This window comes from Pseudomonas cavernicola (genome assembly GCF_003596405.1).
Taxonomy (GTDB): domain Bacteria; phylum Pseudomonadota; class Gammaproteobacteria; order Pseudomonadales; family Pseudomonadaceae; genus Aquipseudomonas; species Aquipseudomonas cavernicola.
Genome location: NZ_QYUR01000008.1, coordinates 246,449 through 270,686 on the forward strand (window position 1 = coordinate 246,449; position 24,238 = coordinate 270,686).

Annotated in this window: 24 protein-coding genes and 4 tRNA genes; 18 read left to right on the plus strand and 10 right to left on the minus strand. The window is 59.7% G+C overall.

Annotated elements, in window-relative coordinates:
* Positions 1 to 53: 53 nt before the first annotated feature.
* Positions 54 to 833: a hydroxyacylglutathione hydrolase gene (gene gloB / locus D3879_RS23075; RefSeq protein ID WP_119957071.1), complete on the minus strand. Its 780-nt coding sequence runs from the start codon at positions 831 to 833 to the stop codon at positions 54 to 56.
* Positions 834 to 1,172: 339 nt separating this feature from the next.
* Here gloB and D3879_RS23080 point away from each other — a divergent pair, with 339 nt between their 5' ends.
* The 4 genes from D3879_RS23080 to D3879_RS23095 all read left to right on the plus strand — a co-directional run bounded on the left by D3879_RS23080 (position 1,173) and on the right by D3879_RS23095 (position 5,524).
* Positions 1,173 to 1,931, plus strand: a complete 759-nt coding sequence (locus D3879_RS23080) for a methyltransferase domain-containing protein (protein ID WP_119956558.1) — start codon at positions 1,173 to 1,175, stop codon at positions 1,929 to 1,931.
* Positions 1,932 to 1,950: 19 nt separating this feature from the next.
* Positions 1,951 to 2,403, plus strand: a complete 453-nt coding sequence (gene rnhA, locus D3879_RS23085) for a ribonuclease HI (protein ID WP_119956559.1) — start codon at positions 1,951 to 1,953, stop codon at positions 2,401 to 2,403.
* Positions 2,396 to 3,142, plus strand: coding sequence for a DNA polymerase III subunit epsilon (gene dnaQ, locus D3879_RS23090; RefSeq protein WP_119956560.1), 747 nt, complete (start codon positions 2,396 to 2,398; stop codon positions 3,140 to 3,142). The genes rnhA and dnaQ overlap by 8 nt, the downstream gene beginning before the upstream one ends.
* Positions 3,143 to 3,274: 132 nt before the next feature.
* The gene (locus tag D3879_RS23095) at positions 3,275 to 5,524 is read left to right on the plus strand and encodes an arginine/lysine/ornithine decarboxylase (RefSeq protein ID WP_119956561.1); all 2,250 of its coding nucleotides are present in this window, start codon (positions 3,275 to 3,277) and stop codon (positions 5,522 to 5,524) included.
* Between the two features lie 61 nt (positions 5,525 to 5,585).
* Here D3879_RS23095 and nhaB read toward each other — a convergent pair whose 3' ends face one another.
* On the minus strand, positions 5,586 to 7,088 hold the full coding sequence (nhaB, locus tag D3879_RS23100; protein WP_119956562.1) for a sodium/proton antiporter NhaB: 1,503 nt from the start codon (positions 7,086 to 7,088) through the stop codon (positions 5,586 to 5,588).
* Between the two features lie 220 nt (positions 7,089 to 7,308).
* Here nhaB and D3879_RS23105 point away from each other — a divergent pair, with 220 nt between their 5' ends.
* Genes D3879_RS23105 through nudC form a run of 3 tightly spaced genes read left to right on the plus strand, consistent with a single transcriptional unit; the run spans position 7,309 to position 10,681 of the window.
* A complete protein-coding gene (locus D3879_RS23105) occupies positions 7,309 to 8,121 on the plus strand; it encodes a crotonase/enoyl-CoA hydratase family protein (RefSeq protein ID WP_119956563.1) in 813 nt (270 codons plus the stop codon).
* A gap of 50 nt (positions 8,122 to 8,171) precedes the next feature.
* A complete protein-coding gene (locus tag D3879_RS23110; RefSeq protein WP_119956564.1) occupies positions 8,172 to 9,851 on the plus strand; it encodes a FimL-related protein in 1,680 nt (559 codons plus the stop codon).
* On the plus strand, positions 9,851 to 10,681 hold the full coding sequence (gene nudC, locus D3879_RS23115) for an NAD(+) diphosphatase (protein ID WP_119956565.1): 831 nt from the start codon (positions 9,851 to 9,853) through the stop codon (positions 10,679 to 10,681). The genes D3879_RS23110 and nudC overlap by 1 nt, the downstream gene beginning before the upstream one ends.
* On the opposite strand, the gene D3879_RS23120 is transcribed toward nudC, so the two are convergent.
* Positions 10,649 to 11,434 carry a TSUP family transporter gene (locus D3879_RS23120; RefSeq protein ID WP_119956566.1) on the minus strand — a complete coding sequence of 262 codons (786 nt, stop codon included), beginning with the start codon at positions 11,432 to 11,434 and terminating at the stop codon, positions 10,649 to 10,651. The genes nudC and D3879_RS23120 overlap by 33 nt on opposite strands.
* 99 nt (positions 11,435 to 11,533) lie before the next feature.
* On the opposite strand from D3879_RS23120, the gene D3879_RS23125 reads away from it, so the two are divergent.
* Positions 11,534 to 12,184 carry a hypothetical protein gene (locus D3879_RS23125; protein ID WP_119956567.1) on the plus strand — a complete coding sequence of 217 codons (651 nt, stop codon included), beginning with the start codon at positions 11,534 to 11,536 and terminating at the stop codon, positions 12,182 to 12,184.
* A gap of 191 nt (positions 12,185 to 12,375) precedes the next feature.
* Here D3879_RS23125 and D3879_RS23130 read toward each other — a convergent pair whose 3' ends face one another.
* Positions 12,376 to 13,143, minus strand: a complete 768-nt coding sequence (locus tag D3879_RS23130; RefSeq protein ID WP_119956568.1) for a DODA-type extradiol aromatic ring-opening family dioxygenase — start codon at positions 13,141 to 13,143, stop codon at positions 12,376 to 12,378.
* A gap of 98 nt (positions 13,144 to 13,241) precedes the next feature.
* Between D3879_RS23130 and D3879_RS23135 the strand changes: the two genes are divergently transcribed.
* A complete protein-coding gene (locus D3879_RS23135) occupies positions 13,242 to 13,901 on the plus strand; it encodes a thiopurine S-methyltransferase (protein WP_119956569.1) in 660 nt (219 codons plus the stop codon).
* A 118-nt stretch (positions 13,902 to 14,019) separates the two neighbouring features.
* Here the strand turns inward: D3879_RS23135 and htpX are convergent, their stop codons facing one another.
* The 3 genes from htpX to D3879_RS23150 form a co-directional block, all read right to left on the minus strand.
* Positions 14,020 to 14,892 carry a protease HtpX gene (gene htpX, locus D3879_RS23140; protein ID WP_119956570.1) on the minus strand — a complete coding sequence of 291 codons (873 nt, stop codon included), beginning with the start codon at positions 14,890 to 14,892 and terminating at the stop codon, positions 14,020 to 14,022.
* A 90-nt stretch (positions 14,893 to 14,982) separates the two neighbouring features.
* The gene (locus D3879_RS23145) at positions 14,983 to 15,435 is read right to left on the minus strand and encodes a hypothetical protein (protein ID WP_119956571.1); all 453 of its coding nucleotides are present in this window, start codon (positions 15,433 to 15,435) and stop codon (positions 14,983 to 14,985) included.
* A gap of 33 nt (positions 15,436 to 15,468) precedes the next feature.
* A complete protein-coding gene (locus D3879_RS23150; protein WP_119956572.1) occupies positions 15,469 to 16,680 on the minus strand; it encodes a pyridoxal phosphate-dependent aminotransferase in 1,212 nt (403 codons plus the stop codon).
* Positions 16,681 to 16,857: 177 nt separating this feature from the next.
* On the opposite strand from D3879_RS23150, the gene msrB reads away from it, so the two are divergent.
* The 3 genes from msrB (at position 16,858) to D3879_RS23165 (ending at position 18,331) form a co-directional block, all read left to right on the plus strand.
* Complete coding sequence (msrB, locus tag D3879_RS23155; RefSeq protein ID WP_119956573.1) at positions 16,858 to 17,253, plus strand: peptide-methionine (R)-S-oxide reductase MsrB; 396 nt, start codon at positions 16,858 to 16,860, stop codon at positions 17,251 to 17,253.
* 116 nt (positions 17,254 to 17,369) lie between these two features.
* A complete protein-coding gene (locus D3879_RS23160; protein ID WP_119956574.1) occupies positions 17,370 to 17,855 on the plus strand; it encodes a glutathione peroxidase in 486 nt (161 codons plus the stop codon).
* Between the two features lie 5 nt (positions 17,856 to 17,860).
* Positions 17,861 to 18,331 (plus strand): MarR family winged helix-turn-helix transcriptional regulator, encoded by a 471-nt coding sequence (locus tag D3879_RS23165; protein ID WP_119957072.1) that lies wholly within the window; start codon positions 17,861 to 17,863, stop codon positions 18,329 to 18,331.
* On the opposite strand, the gene D3879_RS23170 is transcribed toward D3879_RS23165, so the two are convergent.
* Positions 18,315 to 20,636 (minus strand): response regulator, encoded by a 2,322-nt coding sequence (locus tag D3879_RS23170; protein ID WP_119956575.1) that lies wholly within the window; start codon positions 20,634 to 20,636, stop codon positions 18,315 to 18,317. The genes D3879_RS23165 and D3879_RS23170 overlap by 17 nt on opposite strands.
* Before the next feature lie 104 nt (positions 20,637 to 20,740).
* Here D3879_RS23170 and D3879_RS23175 point away from each other — a divergent pair, with 104 nt between their 5' ends.
* Positions 20,741 to 21,631, plus strand: a complete 891-nt coding sequence (locus tag D3879_RS23175; RefSeq protein ID WP_119957073.1) for an ATP-binding protein — start codon at positions 20,741 to 20,743, stop codon at positions 21,629 to 21,631.
* Positions 21,628 to 22,110 carry a GAF domain-containing protein gene (locus D3879_RS23180; protein WP_119956576.1) on the plus strand — a complete coding sequence of 161 codons (483 nt, stop codon included), beginning with the start codon at positions 21,628 to 21,630 and terminating at the stop codon, positions 22,108 to 22,110. Before D3879_RS23175 ends, D3879_RS23180 begins: the two co-directional genes overlap by 4 nt.
* Positions 22,111 to 22,267: 157 nt before the next feature.
* Here D3879_RS23180 and D3879_RS23185 read toward each other — a convergent pair whose 3' ends face one another.
* Positions 22,268 to 23,038 carry a hypothetical protein gene (locus D3879_RS23185; protein ID WP_119956577.1) on the minus strand — a complete coding sequence of 257 codons (771 nt, stop codon included), beginning with the start codon at positions 23,036 to 23,038 and terminating at the stop codon, positions 22,268 to 22,270.
* A 238-nt stretch (positions 23,039 to 23,276) separates the two neighbouring features.
* Here D3879_RS23185 and D3879_RS23190 point away from each other — a divergent pair.
* From D3879_RS23190 to D3879_RS23205, 4 genes are all read left to right on the plus strand, one after another.
* Positions 23,277 to 23,352: transfer RNA gene (locus tag D3879_RS23190), tRNA-Glu, on the plus strand.
* A 25-nt stretch (positions 23,353 to 23,377) separates the two neighbouring features.
* Positions 23,378 to 23,453, plus strand: a tRNA-Gly gene (locus D3879_RS23195).
* Between the two features lie 32 nt (positions 23,454 to 23,485).
* Positions 23,486 to 23,561, plus strand: a tRNA-Glu gene (locus D3879_RS23200).
* A 25-nt stretch (positions 23,562 to 23,586) separates the two neighbouring features.
* Positions 23,587 to 23,662 (plus strand) — tRNA-Gly (locus tag D3879_RS23205).
* 129 nt (positions 23,663 to 23,791) lie between these two features.
* On the opposite strand, the gene D3879_RS23210 is transcribed toward D3879_RS23205, so the two are convergent.
* Positions 23,792 to 24,202: a PA2817 family protein gene (locus D3879_RS23210; protein WP_119956578.1), complete on the minus strand. Its 411-nt coding sequence runs from the start codon at positions 24,200 to 24,202 to the stop codon at positions 23,792 to 23,794.
* Positions 24,203 to 24,238 lie beyond the last annotated feature (36 nt).

The following is a 24,238-nucleotide window of genomic DNA, read 5'->3' on the forward strand; positions in this document are numbered from 1 at the left end:
GGTACTCAAGGTGGTCAAGTTTTAACCGGCACGCTGCTCAGAAGCCAATGACCTTAAAACTGATCCTTCCAGGCCCTCAGGCTAGCAAAGACCGCACTCGGTGCGCGGTTTTTGGTGCCGTCCCGCTCGTCGGTTTTCTCTATGACGCTGGTTACGCTACTGCGTAAAAAGGGGTTGGTCGCCCGCTCCAAGGCCAGATTGGAAGGCAGGCTAATGCGCCCGGCAGCCCGCCAGGCACTGACTTCGGCGAGACGTTGAACAATGGCGGGATTCCCCGGCTCTACTGCCTGGGCAAAGCGCAGGTTGCTGAGGGTGTATTCGTGGGTGCAGTAGATTTGTGTGTGGTCCGGTAGTGCAGCCAGGCGGCTCAGGGAGTGGTACATCTGCTCGGGCGTGCCCTCGAACAAGCGGCCACAACCCGCGGCAAACAAGGTGTCGCCACAGAACAACCAGGGTTGTTGCGGGTCAGCATGGTAGTAGGCGATATGCCCGAGGGTATGCCCTGGTACTTCCAATACCTGGAACTGACGGCCGAGCACATCTGCTCGATCGCCCTCATGAAGGGCAACATCGCGCGCCGGGATGTTTTCCCGCGCGGGGCCTAACACCCGGGCACCCGTCGCGGCTTTGAGCTGTTCGACGCCGCCGACATGGTCAAAGTGGTGGTGGGTGACGAGGATATCGCTGAGCTGCCAGCCCGGATGCGCGGTCAGCCAGGCTAGCACCGGGGCCGCGTCGCCTGGGTCGACCACCGCGCAACGTTGTGTGGCAGTGTCTTGTAACAACCACAGGTAGTTGTCGTTGAAAGCAGGGAGGGCGTCGATCTGTATCATGGCCTGAATCGCTAAGCTGAACACATTGGCGCATCTTAGGCTGCAATGTGCCCGGCTGCTACGCAGGAGGTGCAGAGCCTTCCCCTCAATAACTGCCGGCCTGAGCGAGAGGCCATTATTGTGCGGGGCAGGGCAGGAGGAGGTGTTTTGGGCGCTTCATCTGAGCGGTAACTCGTGTGGAGCAGGGGCCAAATGGCCGCGTCCCTTTGGCTGGCACCCAAAACGCACCATGCTGTGTTGTGAGGCGGGCCAATGGAATGACCATGGCTTGGTTCCATCTCTTGCTAGGCGTTTTGTTGTTCAGTAACGCAAGCAGGGTTTATTGACGGAGAGGCTGTTATGACCGATCAGGCTTTCGCTCAGGCCGACCCCGACTGGCTCGCGCTGATCAGTGCGGCGCGTGGCTGGTTTGCCGGGCCACTGGGCCAGCTCTTGCTGGAAGAAGAGCGGCGCTTGCTGGAAGACGAACTGGCCCGCTTCTTCGGCGGATATTTGGTGCATTACGGGCCATCGGCCGAATTGCCGCCGGGCGCCAAGCAGATTCAGCGAAGTGTGCGTCTGGGCGCGCCGTTGCCGGGGGTCGAGATCGTTTGTGAGGAACAGGCCTGGCCGCTTACCGAGTCCGCGGCGGATGTCGTGCTGTTGCAGCATGGCCTGGACTTTTGCCTGTCGCCCCACGGTTTGCTCCGTGAGGCGGCGCGCAGCGTGCGCCCGGGCGGGCATCTGTTGATCATCGGCATCAATCCGTGGAGCAGCTGGGGCTTGCGCCACGTGTTCGCTCGCGATGCCTTGCGTGAGGCGCGTTGTATTGCGCCAACGCGGGTCAGTGACTGGTTGCACCTGCTCGGCTTTGCGCTGGAGAAACGCCGCTTCGGGTGCTATCGTCCGCCGCTTGCTTCGAGTGCCTGGCAATCGCGTCTGGGCCGTCTGGAGACTTGGGGCTGTGCCTGGCAAACGCCTTGCGCGGGCTTCTATCTATTGGTGGCGCGTAAGCTGGTGATCGGTTTGCGGCCACTGCGTCAGGCCCAGCGAGTGCCTATGGGCAATCTGGTGCCAATGCCGGTGGCCAAGGTCAGCCGGCGTGATTCTGAAAAGTGACACCTGAGCAGTAGAACTAATGAGCGAACAGATCGAGATTTTCACCGACGGCGCCTGTAAAGGTAATCCCGGTCCTGGTGGCTGGGGTGCGTTGCTGGTTTTCAAGGGCGTGGAAAAAGAATTGTGGGGCGGTGAAGCCGATACCACCAACAACCGTATGGAGCTGACCGCGGCCATCCGCGCCCTGGCAGAGCTCAAACGCCCGTGCGATGTGCGTTTGGTCACCGACTCCGAATATGTGATGAAGGGCATGCAGGAGTGGCTGCCGAACTGGAAGAAGCGCGGCTGGAAAACTGCGGCCAAGCAACCGGTGAAGAACGCCGACCTTTGGCAACAACTGGATGAGCAGGTCAACCGCCACCAGGTGACTTGGCAATGGGTCCGCGGGCATACCGGTCACCCAGGTAACGAGCGGGCTGATCAGTTGGCTAATCGTGGCGTAGAGGAAGCGAGGAGCTTAAAGCATGCGTAGTGTCGTACTCGATACCGAAACCACTGGCATGCCGGTCACCGATGGCCACCGGATCATTGAGATCGGTTGCGTCGAGTTGATCGGCCGGCGCCTGACCGGGCGGCATTTCCATGTGTATTTGCAGCCGGATCGGGAAAGTGATGAGGGTGCCATCGCCGTGCACGGCATCACCAATGAGTTTCTCGCCGACAAGCCGCGTTTTCGTGAAGTGGCGGAAGAGTTCTTTGAATTCATCAAAGACGCGCAGCTGATCATCCATAACGCGGCGTTCGACATCGGCTTCATCAACAACGAATTTGCCTTGCTCGGCCAGCAGGATCGCGCCGACATCACCGAGCATTGCTCAGTGCTCGACACCCTGCTGATGGCGCGCGAACGCCATCCGGGGCAGCGCAACAATCTCGATGCCTTGTGCAAGCGCTACGGGGTCGACAACTCCGGGCGAGAGCTGCACGGCGCTTTGCTCGACGCCGAGATTCTCGCTGACGTCTACCTGAGCATGACGGGTGGACAGACCAGCCTGTCGCTGGCGGGCAATGCTTCGGACGGCGATGGCGCCAGCGGCGGTAGCCAGGCCAGTGAAATTCGCCGTTTACCGGAGGATCGTCCGCGTACGCGGGTGATCCGCGCCAGTGCTGAAGAGTTGGCTGCGCATGCCGCACGGCTGGCGATTATCGAAAAGGCCGCCGGCGCTCCGCCGCTTTGGGTGCAGATGGAACAGCCGAAAATCGAAGCTTAGGCTGGTGTCGACTTACCGGCGTGGGATCTTTTCGTACAGCGTGAAGCAGTGGGGGGTTACGTCCAATCGGGCGAGCCTCTAACCTGAGGGCATAGGCGGGCGAGGTTCCGCCACCTTCAGGACGCCACAGCGATGTATAAAGACCTAAAATTCCCCGTCCTTATCGTTCACCGTGACATCAAGGCCGACACCGTGGCCGGCGAGCGGGTGCGCGAGATTGCTCGCGAGCTGGAGCTGGAAGGTTTCACCATTATCTCCACCGGCAGTTCTGCCGAAGGGCGCATAGTCGCCTCGACCCACCATGGTCTGGCCTGCATCCTGGTCGCTGCCGAAGGTGCGGGCGAGAACCAACGCCTGCTGCACGATGTGATCGAGCTGATCCGGGTGGCGCGGGTCCGTGCGCCGCAACTGCCGATCTTCGCTCTGGGCGAGCAGGTGACCATCGAGAATGCGCCGGCTGAAGCCATGGCCGATCTCAATCAATTGCGCGGGCTGCTCTATCTGTTCGAAGACACCGTACCTTTCCTCGCCCGCCAGGTGGCCCGCGCGGCGCGCAATTACCTGGATGGCCTGTTGCCGCCGTTCTTCAAGGCGCTGGTGCAGCACACGGCAGAGTCCAACTACTCCTGGCACACCCCAGGCCACGGCGGCGGTGTGGCGTATCGCAAGAGTCCGGTGGGGCAGGCGTTCCACCAGTTTTTCGGCGAGAACACCTTGCGCTCGGATCTCTCGGTGTCGGTGCCGGAACTCGGCTCGCTGCTCGATCACACCGGCCCCCTGGCGGAAGCTGAAACCCGCGCGGCGCGTAACTTTGGCGCTGACCACACCTACTTCGTGATCAACGGCACCTCGACGGCGAACAAGATCGTCTGGCATTCGATGGTCGGGCGTGACGATTTGGTGCTGGTAGATCGCAACTGCCACAAGTCGATTCTGCACTCGATCATCATGACCGGCGCGATCCCGCTCTATCTGAGCCCGGAGCGTAACGAGCTGGGCATCATCGGGCCGATTCCGCTGAGCGAATTCACCCGCGAGTCGATCCAAGCCAAGATCGACGCCAGCCCGCTGGCCAAGGGGCGAGCGCCGAAGGTCAAGTTGGCGGTCGTGACTAACTCGACCTACGACGGCCTTTGCTACAACGCCGAGCTGATCAAGCAGACCCTCGGCGACAGCGTCGAGGTGCTGCATTTCGATGAGGCTTGGTACGCCTACGCCGCCTTCCATGAGTTCTACGCCGGTCGCTATGGCATGGGCACCTCACGTGAGGAAAACGGTCCCTTGGTGTTTAGCACCCACTCGACCCACAAGCTGCTCGCCGCCTTCAGCCAGGCATCGATGATCCATGTGCAAGACGGCGGCGCACGGCAGCTGGATCGCGATCGCTTCAATGAAGCCTTCATGATGCACATTTCAACCTCGCCGCAGTACGGCATCATCGCCTCGCTGGATGTGGCTTCGGCGATGATGGAGGGGCCGGCAGGGCGTTCGCTGATCCAGGAAACGTTCGACGAAGCGCTGAGCTTTCGCCGCGCGCTGGCCAATCTGCGGCAGAACCTCACGGCGGACGATTGGTGGTTCACCATCTGGCAGCCGCCGTTGGCTGAAGGCGTCGATCATGTGGCCACCGGTGACTGGCTGCTCGAGCCGCAAGCCGATTGGCATGGCTTCGGGGATGTGGCAGATGACTACGTGCTACTCGATCCGATCAAAGTCACCTTGGTTATGCCAGGCCTGACCGCCGGCGGGGCGCTCGGTGAGCGCGGTATTCCGGCAGCGGTGGTCAGCAAGTTCCTCTGGGAGCGTGGGCTGGTGGTGGAAAAGACCGGTCTGTATTCCTTCCTGGTGCTGTTCTCCATGGGCATAACCAAGGGTAAATGGAGCACGCTGCTCACGGAGTTGCTGGAGTTCAAGCGGCATTACGATGCCAATGTGCTCTTGGTGGATGCTTTGCCTTCCATTGCCAAGGCCGATGCGCGCTACAGCGGCATGGGCCTGCGCGATCTGTGCGACGCGCTGCATGCGTGCTACCGCGACAACGCTACCGCTAAGGCGCTGAAGCGCATGTATACCGTGCTGCCGGAAATCGCCATGAAACCGGCGGACGCCTATAACCAACTGGTACGCGGTGAAGTCGAAGCGGTGCCGATCGACCAGTTGCAAGGGCGGATTGCCGCGGTGATGTTGGTGCCTTATCCGCCGGGTATTCCGCTGATCATGCCGGGCGAACGCTTTACCCAGACGACGCGCTCGATCATCGATTATCTGAAGTTCGCGCGGACGTTCGACTGCAGCTTCCCGGGCTTCGTAGCCGACGTGCACGGCCTGCAACATCAAGACAGTCCGAACGGGCGCAGCTATACAGTGGATTGCATCCTGTAGGAGCGGATTTATCCGCGAACAAGAGCGATTCGGTGCTGCCCCATCGCGAATAAATTCGCTCCTACAGCCAGTGGCTAACGGCCCACCAGCCAAGCAGGCTCATGACGATGGTGTAAGGCAGCGCCATCCACACCATGCGCCCGTAAGACAAACGCACCAGAGGTGCGATCGACGAGGTCAGCAGGAAGAGGAAGGCTGCCTGACCATTCGGTGTGGCCACACTCGGCAGGTTGGTGCCGGTGTTGATCGCGACGCTCAGCACCTCGAAGTGCTCACGGCTCATCTTGCCGGCCAGGAACGCCTGCTTCACTTCGGTGATATAGATAGTGGCCACGAAGACGTTGTCGCTGATCGCCGAAAGCAGTCCGTTGGCGATAAACAACATGCCCGGTTGCTGCTCTGCCGGTAGTGCCAGCACTGCGAGAATGATCGGGGTGAACAGCTGTTGCTGGTGAATCACCGCCACTACCGCGAAAAACACCACCAACAGGGCGGTAAAGGGTAGGGCGTCCTGGAACGCTCTGCCGATCTGGTGTTCATCGGTGATTCCGCTAAAGGCGGTAATCAACACGATGACCAGCAGACCAATGAGGCCAACCTCGGCCACATGAAAAGCCAGGCAGAGAATCAGGATCAGTGCCGCCAACCCCTGCACGATCAGCGCGGCTCGATTGGCGCTGGTGCGGCGTGCAGCATCTTCCTCGGCATAGTCGGTCAGCACCTTGCGTACACTGATCGGTAGCAGGGCGCCGTAGCCGAACCAGGAGAGTTTTTCCAGCAGTACACAGGTCAGCAGTCCGGCGGCGAGTACCGGCATGGAGACTGGCGCGACTTCACGGAAGAAGGTCACGAAGTTCCAGCCGACTTCATGGCCGATCAGCAGGTTTTGCGGCTCGCCGACCAAGGTGCAAACCCCACCCAGCGCCGTGCCGACCGCGCCGTGCATCAACAGGCTGCACAGAAACGCGCGGAATTGCTCCAGATCCTCGCGATGCAACTCGACCACGTCTTGATCGGAGCTGTAACTCACCTCGTCGCGCGGGCTCTTGCCTGAGGCCACGCGGTGATAAACCGAGAAGAAGCCGACACTGACGCTGATAATCACCGCGATGACGGTCAGGGCATCGAGAAAGGCGGAGAGAAAAGCCGACAGCAGACAAAACAACAGCGCCAGCACCGGCTTGGAGCGCACCCCGAGCAGCAGGCGAGAGAATGCCAGCAGTAGCAGGTCTTTCATGAAATAGATGCCCGCGACCATGAACATCAACAGCAGGATCACCGGGAAGTTGTGCACCAACTCCTTATAAAGTGCCTCTGGACTGGCCAGGTCGAGCAGCAGGGCTTCCAACACCAGCAAGCCGCCAGGCTGTAGTGGATAGCACTTGAGCGCCATGCCCAGGGTGAAGATGAATTCGCCGACCAGTAGCCAGCCGGCAACGGCGGGGCCGAGACTCCACAGCGCCAGTGGGTTGATGATCAAAAAAAACACAATGCACTGCTTATACCAATGCGGTGAGTGGCCTAGGAAGTTCTGCCGGAAGGCGGAGGCTATCGACTTGGACATCGACTGATCCTTGTACGGATGTGAGTGCGGATTGCTGGCGAGACTCTAAAAAGATCAATAGTTTAACTCGGTTACTCAAAAGTGTTTTGAAGTCTGGCAGCGTGTTCTGCGTCACAGAGGCCAGCATCGACATTTATGGCACGCTTGTTATAGTTGGGCGGTTTTATCCCTAACAATATTTCTATGCGCGTCCGCGCCGCCTGTGCCGAGGATGACTGTCGTGTCCGACTACAAAGCTTTTCGTGTCGAGTTGGCAGATAAGATCGCCCATGTGGTGATCAATCGCCCGGAAAAGATCAACGCCATGAACGCCGACTTCTGGACGGAGATCATCGAGATCTTCCGCTGGATCGATGTGACCGACGAAGTTCGGGTGGTGGTGTTGTCGGGGGCCGGCAAGCATTTCTCCTCCGGTATCGACCTGATGCTGTTGGCTCAGGCTGGTAGTCAGCTGGGTAAAGACTTCGGTCGTAACGCAGAAGCGCTGCGGCGCAAAATCCTCGAGTTGCAGGCCTCTTTCAATGCCGTGGATGCCTGCCGCAAACCCGTACTTGCGGCTATTCAAGGTTATTGCCTGGGTGGCGCCATCGACCTGATTTCGGCGTGCGACATGCGCTATGCGACGGTTGATGCGCAATTCTCGATCAAAGAAATCGACATGGGGATGGCTGCCGACGTCGGCACCCTACAGCGCCTGCCGCGGATCATTGGCGACGGCATGATGCGTGAACTGGCCTTTACCGGCCGCACCATCGGCGGTGAAGAGGCGCGCAGCATTGGCTTGGTCAATCGCACCTTTACCGATCACATGGCACTCCTCGACGGAGTGTTTGCAATCGCCCACGAGATTGCTGGCAAGTCACCGATCGCCATCCGTGGCACCAAAAAGATGATTGGCTACATGCGCGACCACCGGGTCGACGATGGCCTGGAGTACATCGCGACCTGGAACGCCGCGATGCTGCAATCCGCTGATTTGCGTGTGGCAATGGCCGCGCATATGAGCAAGCAAAAGCCGGAATTCGCCGACTGATGCAGTACCTGCAACTGTTTTCATCATCGGCGCGGGAGGCGCACTAGGTCATGGTTTCTGGAGCCACGTCCCTTAGTCTGGTGCGCGACGAGTTGTTCGCCACCATGGAAGAAGCCGAGCTGAGCCTCGAGCAGTTCATTGCCGAGCGGCACAACGGCAGCTTTTTGCAGCAGGCCGTCGAATACCTGCAGCAAGTGCGTGGCACGCTCAATTTGATTGAGCTGGCCGGTGCCGAGTTACTGGCGCAGGAAGTGCTGCAACAAGCGACAGACATTCCTGCCGGCGCGGGTGAAGAACGTGATGTGCAGCTGTCGGCGTTAAGCAATGCGCTGCATGTGCTGCGCCGCTATCTGGAAAACGTCGAAATCCATCGCCAAGAGTTGCCAGAGTTGCTGCTGCCGGCGATCAACGATCTGCGTCAGGCCGGCGCACAACCAGCCTTGCCGGAGAGTTTTTTCTTCAGCGCGCGGCTCGACCAGGTGCGCCCGCAAGCTGCCGCTCAGACCCTCGATGCTGCGGCGCAAACCGTAGAGGCTCGGCGTCTGCGGCATATGTATCAAGTCGGTTTGCTCGGCTTCATTCGTGAGCAAAATCCGCAGGCCAGCCTGAAGCTCATGGGGCGCGCCATGAGCCGTCTGGATAACCTGTTTGCCGGCGAAGCCCGTGGCCGCCTGTGCTGGATTGGCGCCGCCGCGCTGGAAGCGCAGGTCGATGGCCAGTTGCTGCCGCGCAAGTCGCGCAAGCAGCTGTTTGCGCGGATTGATCGCGAGCTCAAACTACTGCTTGGCAATGCTCAGTACGACGCGCCGCGCAGTCTGCTCAAGGAGCTGCTTTATCTAGTGGCGCTGGCCGATAGCCGCGGCCCGCTGGCGACTCAGATGTGCGAGATATTCGGGCTTACGGCGTTGCCGTTCACCGATCAGTTACTGGAAGAGGAATACCAGCGTCTGGCTGGTCCGGGCCGGTCGGTGATGCGTTCGCTGTCTTCGGCGATTCGTGAGGAGCTGGCCAGTGTCAAAGACCTGCTCGACCTGATTGAACGCGGCACCGCGGACAGTGAACGACTGAGTAATTTACATACGCTCCTGGGCAAACTGGCGAAGACACTCAGCATGGTCGGTTTGAACTCCGCAGGCGCGACTCTTAGCAGCCAACTGCATGTGGTCGCCGGCTGGGACGAAGCTACCCCGGCCCAACCGCAAATGCTGCACAAACTGGCTGATTCGGTGCTCTATGTGGAAAGCATGGTCGCCAGCCTGGAACGCGGCGAGCGGCGTGACAGCCGTCCACTGGAGGTACAGCCGGGAGAAGAGGCGACTTCCTTTGCCCAGCACCAGTTGTCTGAGGCGCGCATTGTGGTGGTTGATGAGGCTCAGGCTGGCCTGGCTTTGGCCAAACGGGCGATCACCTCGTACCTCGAATCGAATGGCGACAAGCTGCACTTGGCCAATGTCCCGTTCAGTCTGCAGGCAGTGCGCGGCGGGCTGTGGTTCCTTAATCAGGAGCGCGCGGCATTCCTGGTCGGCGCCTGTGGCGAATACATCCAGAAGCAGATGCTCGAAACTCCACAGATGCCGTCCGAGCAAATGTTGGAAACCCTGGCTGATGCCCTGACTAGCCTGGAATACTACCTGGAGGGTGGTGCGGTGTTGCGTCCGGAAACCAGTCCCAGCGTATTGGATCTTGCTGCCGATAGCGTGCGCGCTTTGGGTCTGCCGGTGGCGGCCTGATGAGTCGGCGCTGGCAGCCTGCGGTACTCGACACCGATCAAACCGGGGGTTGGGCAGTGGCGCATTATCGGCAGAACTTTTTAGCGGACAGTAACGGTGTTTTGTTCCCTAGAGATTGGCTCAAGCGCCAGGACCTGCCGATTAGCGATGAGCATGGCCTTGGCTATTTCGATGGCGATCCGATCTATCTGCTCGATCTTGAGCAGGCAGCGGAAGTTTCCGGTTGTGCCTGGCAAGGGTTGCGTCAGTTCATGCTGCAGGCAGATTACGACACTTTCAGACTACTTGGATTTGCCGCCCAGGTCGCAACCTGGGCTGATCAGTACCGTTTCTGCGGCAGTTGCGGTGCTCGCATGCAGCGCTCGGCGACTGAACGGGCGATGTACTGCCCGAACTGCGAGCAGCAGCATTACCCGCGTCTCTCGCCGAGCATGATCGTGCTGGTGACGCGCGGAGATGAGATTCTGTTGGCGCGTTCTCCACGTTATGTCCCAGGCATGTACAGCACCCTGGCTGGCTTCGTCGAACCTGGGGAGTCGGTCGAGCACTGCGTAGCACGCGAGGTTCGCGAGGAAGTCGGGCTGGAAATTCAGAATCTGCGTTATCTGGGCAGCCAGGGCTGGCCGTTTCCACACTCGCTGATGCTGGGCTACCACGCGGAATATGCTAGTGGCGAGATCGTCATGCAGCCCGACGAGATCGAGGATGCGCGCTGGTTTGCGCTGGATAATTTGCCGCCACTACCGGCAGCACGCTCGATTGCGCGTTATCTGATCGACCTGTATGTGGCGCGCCGGCTAGGCCATACCGAACCAGTGCTGCCAGGCTAGCCGCGCAGTCAACGCCAATACCACCAGAATGAATACCGGGCGGATAAACTTCGCCCCGCCCTTGATGGCTGTGTGAGCACCGAGAAATGCTCCGGCCATCAAGGCGATCCCCATGCTGATACCCAGCAACCAGGCAACCTGCCCTGAGACGATAAATACCGCCAGCGCCGCGGCATTGCTGACGAAGTTCATGCTGCGCGCTACGCCGCTGGCGCGCAGTAAATCGAGTGGGTAGAGCAGCAAGCTGCTGACCGTCCAAAAGGCGCCCGTGCCGGGCCCTGCAACACCATCGTAAAAACCCAGGCCCAGACCTTGTGGCCACTGACGAGCTGTGGCGATGGGCGCATCCGGATTTAGAGGGGCGGCTGGCATACGACTGAACAGCAGATAAAGCCCACAAGCGAAGACCACGGCCGGCAGCATCTGATTCAGCCAGGCGGCGGGCAGCCAATGGGCTAAACAGGCGCCGAGCAGGGCGCCAATCGCGGTACTGATCAGCGCGTTACGCCATTGCCGGGGAGCGAACAACTTGCGGCGGTAGAAGGTGTAGCTGGCGGTGGCCGAGCCGAAGGTGGCGCACAGCTTGTTGGTGCCGAGTACCAGATGCGGTGGCAGTCCGGCGGTGAGTAGTGCTGGAATGGTCAGTAGGCCGCCACCGCCGGCAATGGCGTCGATAAAACCTGCTAAAAAAGCCACCACGGCGAGAATGGCCAAGGTGGCGGGGTCAACCACGAGCTCGAAAGGAAAGGGCATAAAAAGTCGACTAGTGTCCGATTGTGCAGCGAGCTGGCTGTTCGGCTGCGGGGTTGCTACGCATAATGCCGGCTATTGTAGGCGGAAGGAATTGGGCTTATGCAGTATGACGGTTTGGCTTGGGGCATAGCGCTGCTGGCATTGCTTGCCGTGTTGATCGCTGCGCGCATCCTGTTCAATCGGCATTGGTTTCTCGGTTGGCTGCGCGGTACCTTTGGCTTGGCTTTTCTGGCGTTAGCGGGGTTGGTCGGGCTGGTTGCCTATGATCTGCTCAGTTACACACCGCTGGCCGAAGGCAAGCCGCTGGTGACCCTGAGCTTTCAGGCGGACGGCCCGCAACGCTACCGTGTGAACCTGCTGGAGGGCGCAGATGAGCGCACGGTGTCCCTGGAAGGTGATCTCTGGCAGCTGGATGCGCGGATGTTTCAATGGAAAGGCTTGGCGGCGCTGATCGGTTTGCAGCCGGGCTATCGCCTGGAAAAACTGTCCGGCCGTTTCCTCGCTATCGAACAACAGGTGCTGGCCCAGCATGCGCAGGCGACCTTGGCGCAAAGCCTGTATGGCGTCGACCTCTGGCGCTGGCTGCGATTGGGGCAGCACGATCTCTTCCTGTTCAACCCGCAGGCATTGCGGGTGACTTACCTGCCGATGGCGGATGGTGCTGTGTATGCGGTCAGCCTGTCGCCGACGGGCTTGCTGGCGCAGCCGCTGAATCAGGCGGCGGATCAGGCGTTGAAAGACTGGCAATAGGCAGATGGATTTTGCTCGTCGAATAAAATACAGGCACTTCACGGAGCTCCGGTGTTAATCCCTCACGTCCCTCGGTCATCCGTGAACGAATAAAAAAGCCCCGTCTAGTGCGGGGCTTTTTTGTGTCTGTCGGATCTTTCCCATGCTCTGCGTGAGCCTCACCCCCGCGAGGACGGGGACCCAGAAAAGCCTTAGTCGAAGCGGTAGATATCCATGCCCAGCGCGCCCAGGGTGAAGCCCTGGTGCACTAGACTGAAGACGTTACCTGCGCTGCGGGCGAAGTAGAGTGGCAGCAGGTGTTCGTCGGTCGGGTGGTTACGGGCGGCTGAGGGGGCCTGACGGCGGTAGTCGTGCAGGGCTTCCTCATCACCGCTGGCGAGTTTGGCTACTGCCCAGTCGCGGAACTCCTTGGCCCAGGGTTCTATCACCTCGGGGCCGGCGCGCCAGTTTAGTTCGCCGAGGTTGTGGGTGATGCTGCCGGAACCAATCAGCAGCACGCCTTGTTCGCGCAAGCTGGCCAGGGCGCGGCCGACGCGGGTCTGAAAGGCGGGGCCAAGGCGAGTCGGAATGGAAACCTGCACGACCGGTATATCCGCCTGCGGGTACATCAATAACAGTGGCACCCACGCACCATGATCGCGTGCGCGTTCGGGATCCAGGCGTGCCGGGAGTTCGGCGGTGGCGAGCAGGCGCAACACTTCTGCAGCTAGCTCGGGATCACCTGGGGCGGAGTATTGGACGGCATACAACTCGGCTGGAAAGCCGTAGAAGTCATGCCAGGTGTCCGGCTTGGAATTGCTATTGACCATCAGTTCGCTGCTTTCCCAGTGGGCGGAAACCACCAGGATGGCGCGTGGTTTGGCCAACTCGGCAGCCAGCCGGGACAGCGCTGGGCCGCTGGCGCCAGGCTCGAGGGCGAGCATGGGGGAGCCGTGGGAAATGAACAGACTAGGTAGCATGAGCGGTTCCTCAAGTAGGATGCCGGCATCTTTAAGCTTAGATATATCGAGTTCCAGTATAAAATTTTGAGCTGTTTGATCGAATTTGTGAGGGTTTAGTGGACGAAGAGTTTTGGCACAAGCGTTGGTCGCGCAACCAGATTGGTTTCCATTTGACCGAGATTAATCCCTGCCTGCAGCAGCATTGGCCCGCACTGAGCGTTCCTGAGGGCGCGCGAGTGCTAGTGCCGTTATGCGGCAAGAGCCTCGACTTGGCGTGGTTGGCCGCGCAGGGTCTGCAGGTAGTGGGTATCGAGTTGGCGGAGAGGGCAGTTGAGGATTTCTTCAGTGAGCAGCAACTGCAGCCCAAGATTAGCCAGCAGGGCGCCTTCAAGGTCTATCAGGCCGGAGCCATTCAGCTTTGGTGTGGTGATTTCTTCGCTCTGAAGTCTGAGGACGTGGCCGATTGCGTGGCGCTCTATGATCGCGCCGCGCTGATTGCTTTGCCGCTGGAGATGCGCGAGCGTTATGCGGCGCATCTCACGAGTATCCTGTCGCGCGGCTGCGAGGGTTTATTGATCACTCTCGACTATGACCAGGCGCTGATGGAGGGGCCGCCCTTTGCGGTGGCCGATGAAGAGGTGCAGCGGCTGCTGGCGGCGGGCTGGCAGTTGCAGTTCCTCGAGGCGCGGGATGTGCTGCCGGCGGAGAACTGGAAGTTTCTTCAGCGCGGGTTGGATCGGCTGGATGAGCGGGTTTATCGCCTGGTTCGACGGTAGGCCGCTGATACCGGGCGGGACTCGAAGCCTACGGATGCTGAGATAAACCCATCAATGGCGGTAAATAGCCGGCAATAAAAAGGGCGACTCACGCCGCCCTGTCTAGGCTCGAAGTTGATTAACCGCGCTGACGCAGCGCTTCGATGCGCTCTTCCAGTGGTGGGTGGCTCATAAACAGCCTTTTCAGGCCGTGCTTGATGCCACCGTTGATGCCGAAGGCGGTCAGGGTTTCCGGCATATGCACCGGTACGCCCTGTTCGGAGCGCAGGCGCTGCAAGGCGCCGATCATCGCGCTGGTGCCGGCCAGGCGGGCGCCGGCTTCGTCGGCGCGGAACTCACGTTTGCGCGAGAACCACATGACGATGATGCTGGCGAGGATGCCCAGTACCAGTTCGGCGAAGATGGTCGCCACATAGAAGCCGATACCCTGACCTTCTTCATTCTTGAGGATCACCTTGTCGACGAAGTTGCCGAAAATCCGCGCGAAGAACATCACGAAGGTGTTCACCACGCCTTGGATCAGTGCCAGGGTGACCATGTCACCGTTGGCCACGTGGCCGATTTCATGGGCTAGGACGGCTTTCACTTCATCCGGCGAGAAGCGTTCCAGCAGGCCCTGGCTGACGGCGACCAATGCGTCGTTCTTGTTCCAGCCGGTGGCGAAGGCGTTGGACTCGTAAGCGGGGAAGATGCCGACCTCGGGCATCTTGATCCCGGCTGCGCGGGACAGCTCCTCGACGGTTTGCAGCAGCCACTGTTCGTGGCGGGTGCGTGGCTGGCTGATGATTTGGGTGCCAGTGCTCATCTTCGCCATCCACTTGGAGATGAATAGCGAGATCAGTGAGCCGGCGAAACCGAACACGGCGCAAAAAACCAGCAGGCTGCCGTAATTCTGGCCGGTAAAGCGGTCTACCCCGAGCAGTTTGAGGGTGATACTGGCGATGACCAGTACTGCCAGGTTGGTGGCCAGGAACAACAGAATGCGCATCATGGTGTAAAGCTTCTCCTTGCGGCAAAAGACGTACTGCTAATGCGGGCTATATAAGGGCGCGCGCCCTCGCTATTCAACCGAGGGACTATTTCAAACTGTGTCGCTTGCACCAAGCAGGTTGCTTGCGAACAGCAGGCGAGTCAGTCGCGCGACACGCTCACTGTGCCGGCTGGCCAGCGCTTCGCCTAGCTGGTGAGCCAGGGTTGAGTGTACACGGCGTACGCTGGGCGGCAGGGTTTCGCCTTCGCGCAGGGCATGAGGAATGCCGCGCGATAGGCGCAGGAAGCCCTTTTCGCTGAGTACGGCCTGATCCAGGGCGTCATGGTGGATGGTCGACTCGTAGCGCAGATAGCCTTCATCCGCCAGCCAGAGTAGGGCGCCGAAGCAGCTTTGATGCCGTTTGCTCGGCAGGCCGAACTCGTCGGGTTCTTCGCGGCCGATCAGGTCTTCGACATACAGACCGACTTTGCGCGGGAAGGCCTGATAGAGCTGCAGCAGGCCGGCGGCGGCATCTTTATAAAAGTCGTCGATCTGCAGATCCATCAGCGTTTGGCCTGGCTCATAGCGTTCAGTTGCTTATTGGCTATACGACTTGAGGAAGTTGCCGATTCGCCCAATTGCCTGATCCAGATCGTCCAGGCGCGGCAGCGTGACTACGCGGAAGTGATCCGGCCACGGCCAGTTGAAGGCGGTGCCTTGTACGACCAGAAGTTTCTCTGACAGCAGCAGGTCGAGGACGAACTTCTCGTCGTTGTGGATCGGGCAGACCTTCGGGTCGATTTTCGGGAACGCATAGAGTGCGCCCATCGGCTTGACGCAGCTGACGCCGGGGATGTTGTTGAGCAGTTCCCAGGTCCGGTTGCGCTGCTCGAGCAGACGGCCTTGTGGCAATACCAGATCGTTGATGCTCTGGTAGCCGCCGAGGGCGGTCTGGATCGCATGCTGGCTCGGCACGTTGGCGCACAGGCGCATGTTGGCGAGGATGTCGATGCCTTCGATGTAGCTCTGGGCTTTCTGCTTCGGCCCGGAGATGGCGACCCAGCCGGAGCGGAAGCCGGCCACGCGATAGGACTTCGACAGCCCGTTAAAGGTCAGGCACAGCACGTCCGGCGCCAAGGAGGCGGTGCAGATGTGCACGGCTTCGTCGTAGAGGATCTTGTCGTAGATCTCATCGGAGAACAGCACCAGATTGTGCTGGCGCGCCAGCTCGACCATGCCTTCCAGCACTTCCTTGGAATACACGGCGCCGGTCGGGTTGTTCGGGTTGATGATTACCATCGCCTTGGTGTTCGGCGTGATCTTGGCCTTGATATCGTCCAGATCCGGCCACCAGTTGGCTTGCTCGTCGCACAGGTAGTGCACCGGATTGCCACCTGCCAGGCTGACTGCGGCGGTCCACAGCGGGTAGTCCGGGGCCGGGATCAGTACTTCGTCGCCGTTGTTGAGCAGGGCCTGCATGGACATCACGATCAGCTCGGAAACGCCGTTGCCGAGGTAGATGTCTTCAATGCCGACGCCTTCCACCTGTTTTTGCTGGTAGTACTGCATCACCGCCTTGCGGGCACTGAACAGGCCTTTGGAGTCGCTGTAACCTTGGGCGGTCGGCAGGTTGCGGATCACGTCCTGGAGAATTTCCTCCGGGGCTTCGAAGCCAAACGGCGCCGGGTTGCCGATGTTCAGCTTGAGGATGCGATGGCCTTCCTCTTCCAGGCGTTTGGCGTGCTTGAGCACCGGCCCGCGAATGTCATAGCAGACGTTGGCGAGCTTGTTCGATTTGCTGACCTGCATGTGTGTAATCCTGAAATGAACGAACGCCGTTGAACACGCTGGTAAAAGTCAGCTGGGTGCGGCTTGGCAGCCTGTAACGCGGGTGACAGACTAGCGTCTAAAGTGCGCAATCATACGTGTGGCCCGAGCCCCGGAAAAGGTACAGGTCGGGCTTTTTTCAGATGAAGAGGTGTACCCATGGACAAGCTCGAAAAACCCCTGGATGCCTGGCGTGACGAACTGTCCGATGAGCAGTTTCACGTCTGCCGGCTGGGCGGGACGGAGCGCGCGTTTACTGGTAAGTATCACGCTGACAAAACCCCGGGCGTTTACCACTGCGCCTGCTGTGACGCGGCGTTGTTCGACTCCGAGGCGAAATTCGATTCCGGCACCGGCTGGCCTAGTTACTATCAGCCCGCGTCCAACAGTGCTATCGCCAGCAGGGACGACTTCAGCCACGGCATGCACCGTATTGAAGTGCTCTGCGCCAAGTGCGATGCGCACCTGGGGCATCTGTTCCCGGATGGGCCGAAGCCGACGGGGCTGCGTTATTGCATCAATTCGGCGTCGCTCAAGCTCAAACCGCGGCAATAAGTAGTAAAGGCAAGGCCTGCTTATCAGCGGGCCTTATTTTAGGTTTATTAAATTGCACACAATTGAATTGCTCGCTATGTTGGTAATTGTCCCTACTTTATTCAGGAGCCAGTTCCATGAGCGACGCACTTTTCAACATTCCGTGTACCACGATCAAAGGCGAGCAGAAGACCTTGGCCGATTTCGGCGGCAAGGCTGTGCTGGTGGTCAACACTGCCAGTCAATGCGGTTTCACCCCGCAGTACAGAGGGCTGGAACACCTCTGGCAGGAATACAAGGGTCAGGGGCTGGTGGTATTGGGTTTCCCCTGCAACCAGTTCGGTAAACAAGAGCCGGGCAACGAAGGCGCGATCGCCGAATTCTGTGAGTTGAACTTTGGCGTGAGCTTTCCGCTGTTCAAGAAGATCGATGTGAATGGCGCTGAAGCTCACCCTCTGTTCGTCCAGCTGAAAAAACGCGCGCCAGGCCTGCTCGGTAGCCAGGGCGTGAAATGGAACTTCACCAAGTTCCTGATCGGTCAGGACGGCAAATTGGTCAAGCGCTTCGCGCCAACGACCAAGCCGGAGGAGCTGACTGCCGAGATCGAAGCACTGTTGAAATGACCGAGATGAATGTGCCGCAACTGGATGCGCTAACGGCGTTGCAGCTCGACAATCAGCTGTGTTTCAAACTGTACGCCGCCTCGCGTGCGGTGACCCGCGCCTATAAGCCGATGCTCGATCAACTCGGCCTGACCTACCCGCAGTACCTGGTGATGCTGGTGCTCTGGGAGTGGCAGGGGGCAGCGCCTGAGCAGCCGACGGTGAAGGCCTTGGGTGAGCGTCTGCTGCTGGACTCCGGCACGCTGACTCCGCTGCTCAAGCGTCTGCAGCAGTTGGGTCTGGTGCTGCGCCAGCGTGCGACACGTGATGAGCGCGAAGTGCATCTGGCGTTAACAGCCGCGGGCTTGGCCTTGCGCGCGCAGGTTTTGCCGCTGAAGACGCAGTTGCTCTGCGCAAGCGGAGTCAATCTGGATGAGCTGGACGAGTTGCGCAGTCGTATCGGTGATTTGCTTGATCGGCTTATGGCTTTGCCATAATAGGTAACCATTGCTCCAGTAAAGCGGCCAGCTCTTCACGGCGAAAGGGCTTGGCCAGGTAGTCATTCATGCCGGCGGCGGCGCAGCGCTCGCGCTCGTCCGGCAGGGCGTTGGCGGTCAGGGCAATGATCGGCAAGTCTGGCCAGCGTCCGCTCTGGCGAATCCTGCGGCTGGCCTCATAGCCATCCATCACCGGCATATTGCAGTCCATCAGTACCAGGTCGACGGGCTCTTGCTCTAGATAGTCGAGCGCCTGACCACCGTGCGCGGCGATCAGCACCTGGCAGCCCATTTTGTTCAGCATGCCTTTGGCCACCAATTGGTTGACCGGGTTGTCTTCCACTAGGAGCACGCGTCCCTGTCTTTGTACGGGCGGCACAACGTGAGGGGGGCTGGCGACTATCTCCGTGTCCGGCTGCAGGACTCGCTGCAGGGCTTGATAGAGTGCCGTGCGCGCCAAAGGCCGAGCTAGCTGCTCCATGGGGGCCAGGGCGGCGGCTTGCTCGCTGGGCATAAAGTTGCCATAGGCGGTGACTAGCAGGATTGGCTGCTGAAGAGCCGGGCGCAGGCCGAACAGTGCTTCCGGGCGGTCGCTAATCAGCAGGTCGGCCTTGATTTCCGCAAGCTCGGCAGAGCTGTCCAGGCGCTGATAATCCAGGCCCCAGGCCGGCACTAGGCTGCCCAGTAGTTCGCTCAGGCCGCTGCTGGCGGAACTGAGTGCGACCACGCGACCTTGCAGCGGCGGCAGCTCCAGTGCCGAGGTGGAGCCGGATAGCGGCAATTCGGCGCAGAACTGGCTACCAACGCCTACCTGCGAAGTGAGGCTGAGTTGCCCGTGCATGGCCTCGCAGAGCCGCCGGGTCAGGGCCAGACCGAGCCCGGTGCCGCCGTACTCGCGGGTGATAGTCGCGCCGGCTTGGGCAAATGGCTGGAAAATCCGCGCATGGGCCGCTTCGGCAATGCCGATGCCGCTATCACCGACGATGATCTTCACACCCAGAGCATTGGCGCTGACGCGTACATCGACGCGGCCGGAATGGGTGAACTTGAGGGCGTTGGCCAGCAAGTTGCTGACGATCTGGCGGACTCGGGTCGGGTCGCCGAGCAGCTGCGCCGGCAGCAGTGGATCAATCAGGCAGGTTAATTCGACACTAGGGCCAGCGTTCTGCGACAACAGGCTGGCGGTGTCCTCGGTCAGCTCGCCGAGGTCGAAGGGGATGCGCTCCAACTCCAGCTGGCCGGCCTCGAACTTGGACAGGTCAAGGATGTCGTTTAGCAGTTCCACCAATACCTTGCCGGAGTCGTGGGCGATCGACAGTTGTTGGCGTTGCTCGGTATTCAGCGGGCTGTCGAGCGCCAGGGCGAGCATGCCAAGCAGGCCATTGAGCGGGGTGCGGATCTCGTGGCTCATGTTGGCCAGGAAGGTTGCGCGCGCCAGGGCCATCTTATGGGCCGTGCTGTGAGCAATCTCCAGTTCTTGATTCGACAAGGTCAGGCGGGTGTTGCTCGCTTTCAGCTCGGTGGTGCGGGCGGAGATGATGTTCTCGAGTTCGCCCAGGTACTGGCTCAGGCGAGCCTCGGCCTCGCGCCGTTGTTCGATTTCCTCGGAGATGCTGGTCAGTTGCTGGTTGGTGACATCCACCAGGATGCCGATTTCATCGTGTTCATGGCCGGCCGGGCAGGGCAGTGGTTGCCGGGTCGGGCTGCGCAGATCGCGCGCGCTGAGGGCGTGGATAACGCCGACTAGCGGTTTGGTCAGCATGAAGTAGAACAACTCCAGCAGGATCAGCGAGAGCAGTAGGCTGTAGGCAAAGCCGCTGAGCAGGGTGAGCAGGGCGCGCCGCAGGAAGTGGCTGCCGAAGGCGTAGGTGTCTATTTCCAGACGCAGCAGGCCGAGGGGTTCATGGGGCGCGTGGGCAACGAACAACGGATTTTCGAACTGCCGGCGCTCGCCGAACAGGTAGTCGCTGAATAGCCGATAGTCGCTCTCGATGCGTGGGCGGTTGGCGCTGGCCAGGCTCACGCCACTGTCGTCGACGATCTCGGCACTGATTACGGCCGGCGAGCGCAACAGGCCGACAACCAGCTCCTGGGCCTGCTCTGTATCGATGTTGTAGGCGATGCGGGTGGCGGAGTTGTGGCTGATCTCCAGTAGCGCGCGAATCTCGCGGTTGATGGAGGCATCTTCGCTGGCATAATCGCTGCTCACTTGAAGCAGGCTGAGCAACGTGCCGAGGATAAACGCTACCAGTACCGTCAGGCTGGCCTGTTTGAATGACAGGCGATGGGTGAGCGAAATATCCATGGGTAACTGGGCGAGCCTCGTGTCCGTGCGCTCGCCAAGCATAGCCGATCTGACTCGTTGGCTGGCAGGGTGCAATGCCTCTGATCGATCCTAAGGAGCAAGCCGTGGACTCCCGTTTGAATGCTTTTCTAGAGCGTGCGGATGCCGTGCTGGCGCGTCTCGAACCTCTGTTACCGGCGCCGCGGGTGTCGCTCGATTGGAGTCAGAGCTTAGCGGCACGCTGGCACCGTGAAGGCCGCAGTGGGTACTTGCAGCCGTTGACGGTGAGCTTGGATCTGGACTTGACGGATTTGATCGGCGTGGATACCCAGCGTGAGCAACTGGCGCGTAATACTCGGCAGTTCGTCGCGGGTCTGCCAGCTAACCACGCCTTGCTCTGGGGGGCGCGTGGCACGGGCAAGTCGTCGCTGGTGCGGGCGCTGTTGGCCGAACATGCTGGTGCCGGGCTGCGGTTGATCGAGATTGAACGTGATCATCTGGCCGATCTGCCACGCGTTGTCGAGCTACTGGCGAAGCAGTCGCAGCGCTTTGTGTTGTTCTGTGATGACCTGTCTTTCGAGGCTGGCGAGGGCGACTACCGCGTGTTGAAAAGTGTGCTGGATGGCTCGCTGGAGCGTGCTCCGGACAACGTGCTGCTGTATGCCACGTCAAATCGCCGCCATCTGGTGCCGGAAAAGCAAAGCGACAACGAAAACTGGCAGATGGTCGATGGCGAACTGCACCCGAATGAGGCGGTGGAGGACAAGATTGCGCTATCCGACCGCTTTGGCCTATGGCTGTCGTTCTACCCCTTTAGCCAGGAGCATTTCCTCGACGTGGTGCGCCATTGGGTCGGCGTGTTGGCGGCGCAGGCCGGGCTGATTTGGGCGTGGGATGATGAGTTGGGAATACTCGCCATTCGCTGGGCGCTGGGACGCGGTAATCGCAATGGCCGCTGCGCCTATCAGTTTGCGCGGTACTGGGTGGGGCTGAAGCTGTTGGAGGTGAAGGGGTGATCGATCTACAACACAGCGGAGCGGGGCTGGAGGGCTATGGCTTGTTGGCGGCGCAGCTGGAGTCCTTGCTGGCCGATGAGCGCGACTTTATTGCCAATGCTGCGCAGTTTTCCGCGTTCCTCTTCCATGAGTTGGAAGATTTGAACTGGGCGGGTTTCTACTTGAATCATCAAGGGGAGCTGGTACTCGGGCCATTCCAAGGCCAGGTGGCCTGCGTGCGGATTCCTTTCGCTAAGGGGGTTTGTGGTGCTGCCGCGGCCACTCGGCAGACTCAGCGGGTTGACGATGTGCACGCTTTTCCCGGGCATATCGCCTGCGACAGTGCCTCCAATAGCGAGTTGGTGATTCCGCTGGTGAAGGATGGGCGGTTGATTGCAGTGCTGGATCTGGACAGTCCCAAGCTCGCGCGTTTCAGCGAAGCGGATCAGCGAGGGCTGGAGCAGTTGGCGGCAATATTTTTGCGTCTGACCGACTGCTGAGCCGGCGGTATAAAGTGCGTGAAATCAAAAAGCCCGGCATCCGGGCTTTTTGATTTGCATGGCGGTTAAGCCTTGCCGCTCAATTCGGCCAGCATCTTCTGCTCGCCTGGAAGCACTGTCTGTACCGACTCGCGCGCCTTAAGGGCAAAGCGCCCCCTTAGTCGTACATATTCTTCTTCTTCCAGTCGTCATCGGTTTCCAGTGACCTGAGGCCGTCGTTCAGTTGGTTGGGTTCGTCTGTCGCTGGCTTAATATTTTCCAGCACCATCGAATTGGCCCGCGCCAATAGGTTTTCCAACTGTTTGAGCGGCCCTTGATAGCGGGTCGGATCCGGTTGTTTGCGTAGATACTGCACGCCGCGTTCGAACGCCAGGCGGGCCTGGCCGGGTTGGTTCTGTTGAAGTGCCTGCTGGCCGACGTTGTTAAACAGTTCGATATGCAGCTGTACCAGCATCTCGCGAACTTCTTGGAACCAATGCTTGGCCTCATTGGTAGGCAGGAAAGCGTCTTGAGCCGAGCGGGTGATCTGGCCGTGGAGGTTTTCCAGAAGGAAGCGAATATCTTTGGCTTTCGCTTCAGTCAGTATGGGTTGCTGTGGATTGCGTACAGGGATCGACTCGCCTTTGCCGATCAGTCCACGCAGTTCCTCGATCCGCTCCTTGAGTGCGGCGCTGTTTTTGTCCAGCACCAGCATGCGTTCACTAAACTGCAGCAGCAGGCGGCAGAGCAGCAGTTTGAGCGCTGGGCTCATCAACTGACCGGGTAACGCTTCAGATATCTCGTTGCAGCGACGCAGGCGATCATTGAGATCGGCTCTAAGCCGTGCTTTTTCCAGTTTACTGTTCTCTACCATGTGAGTGATGTAGCCAATGGCGATCAGGATGGAGATGCCGGTGACTATGAGCAGAGTAATTACGAGTGGGGACACCTTTACAACCTCTCGACTACTGGTTTTTTCGCCCGAGTGTAGTGCCTTAGCGCTGATGCTGATAGAGACGCATCAGTTTCTGGTCTGAAGTCATTGATTTAAAGTAATTTTCACTCAAGTGTTGACGACCTTGGAAAGGCTCCCTAGAATTCGCGCCACTTTGCAGCGCTAAGCCGACAGGTAGAGCATGCAAAGCACGGAAAATGCGCGTCATGGCTTGTCATGAGTTCCGGGCAACGTCCCCTTCGTCTAGTGGCCTAGGACACCGCCCTTTCACGGCGGTAACAGGGGTTCGAGTCCCCTAGGGGACGCCATTTTCTAGTTGTAAACGATGTTCAAGCGGGAATAGCTCAGTTGGTAGAGCACGACCTTGCCAAGGTCGGGGTCGCGAGTTCGAGTCTCGTTTCCCGCTCCAAATTTTCCAAGCAATGTTGAAAAGCGTTGTTTGTCCCCTTCGTCTAGTGGCCTAGGACACCGCCCTTTCACGGCGGTAACAGGGGTTCGAGTCCCCTAGGGGACGCCATTTTCTAGTTGTAAACGTTGTTCAAGCGGGAATAGCTCAGTTGGTAGAGCACGACCTTGCCAAGGTCGGGGTCGCGAGTTCGAGTCTCGTTTCCCGCTCCAAAAAAACAAAAACGCCGCTCTCTGAGCGGCGTTTTTGTTTCTGCATGCTTTGTTGGATGTTAAGTTTGCAGCATGAAAAAGGCCCGCCGGTCATGCCGTGCGGGCCTTTTTCTTTTTGAGTCCGAGCTTTTAGTGCTTGCTGCTTTCCTGGGGGAGTGCCAGCAGCTGCTTTTCCTGCACCCAGTCGAAGGGTTCGTCATTTTGCTCTGCTTCGTAGCGACGTTCGTCAAGTGCCTGGAAGAGGGTGATTTCCTCATCCGGCATAAAGTGCAGACAATCACCGCCGAAGAACCACAACAGGTCGCGTGGTACCAGATGGGTGATTTGCGGGTAGCGGTGGATGACCTGGCAAAGCAGATCCTGGCCCAGGTACAGGCTCTCTTCTGGAGACTCTTGCAGCAGCGTCAGCAGTTCATCGAAACGGTCGAGGAACAGCGCATGGCTTTCCTCGGGAACCTGCTCGGCCTCGCCCAAGGCGACCAGGATGCCACGCAGGTGCGCGAGCAGGGCGAGATGATGGTCGAGATAGGGGCTGGCCATGTGCAAATCCTCAAGAGCAAAACGGGCGCGGAAGTA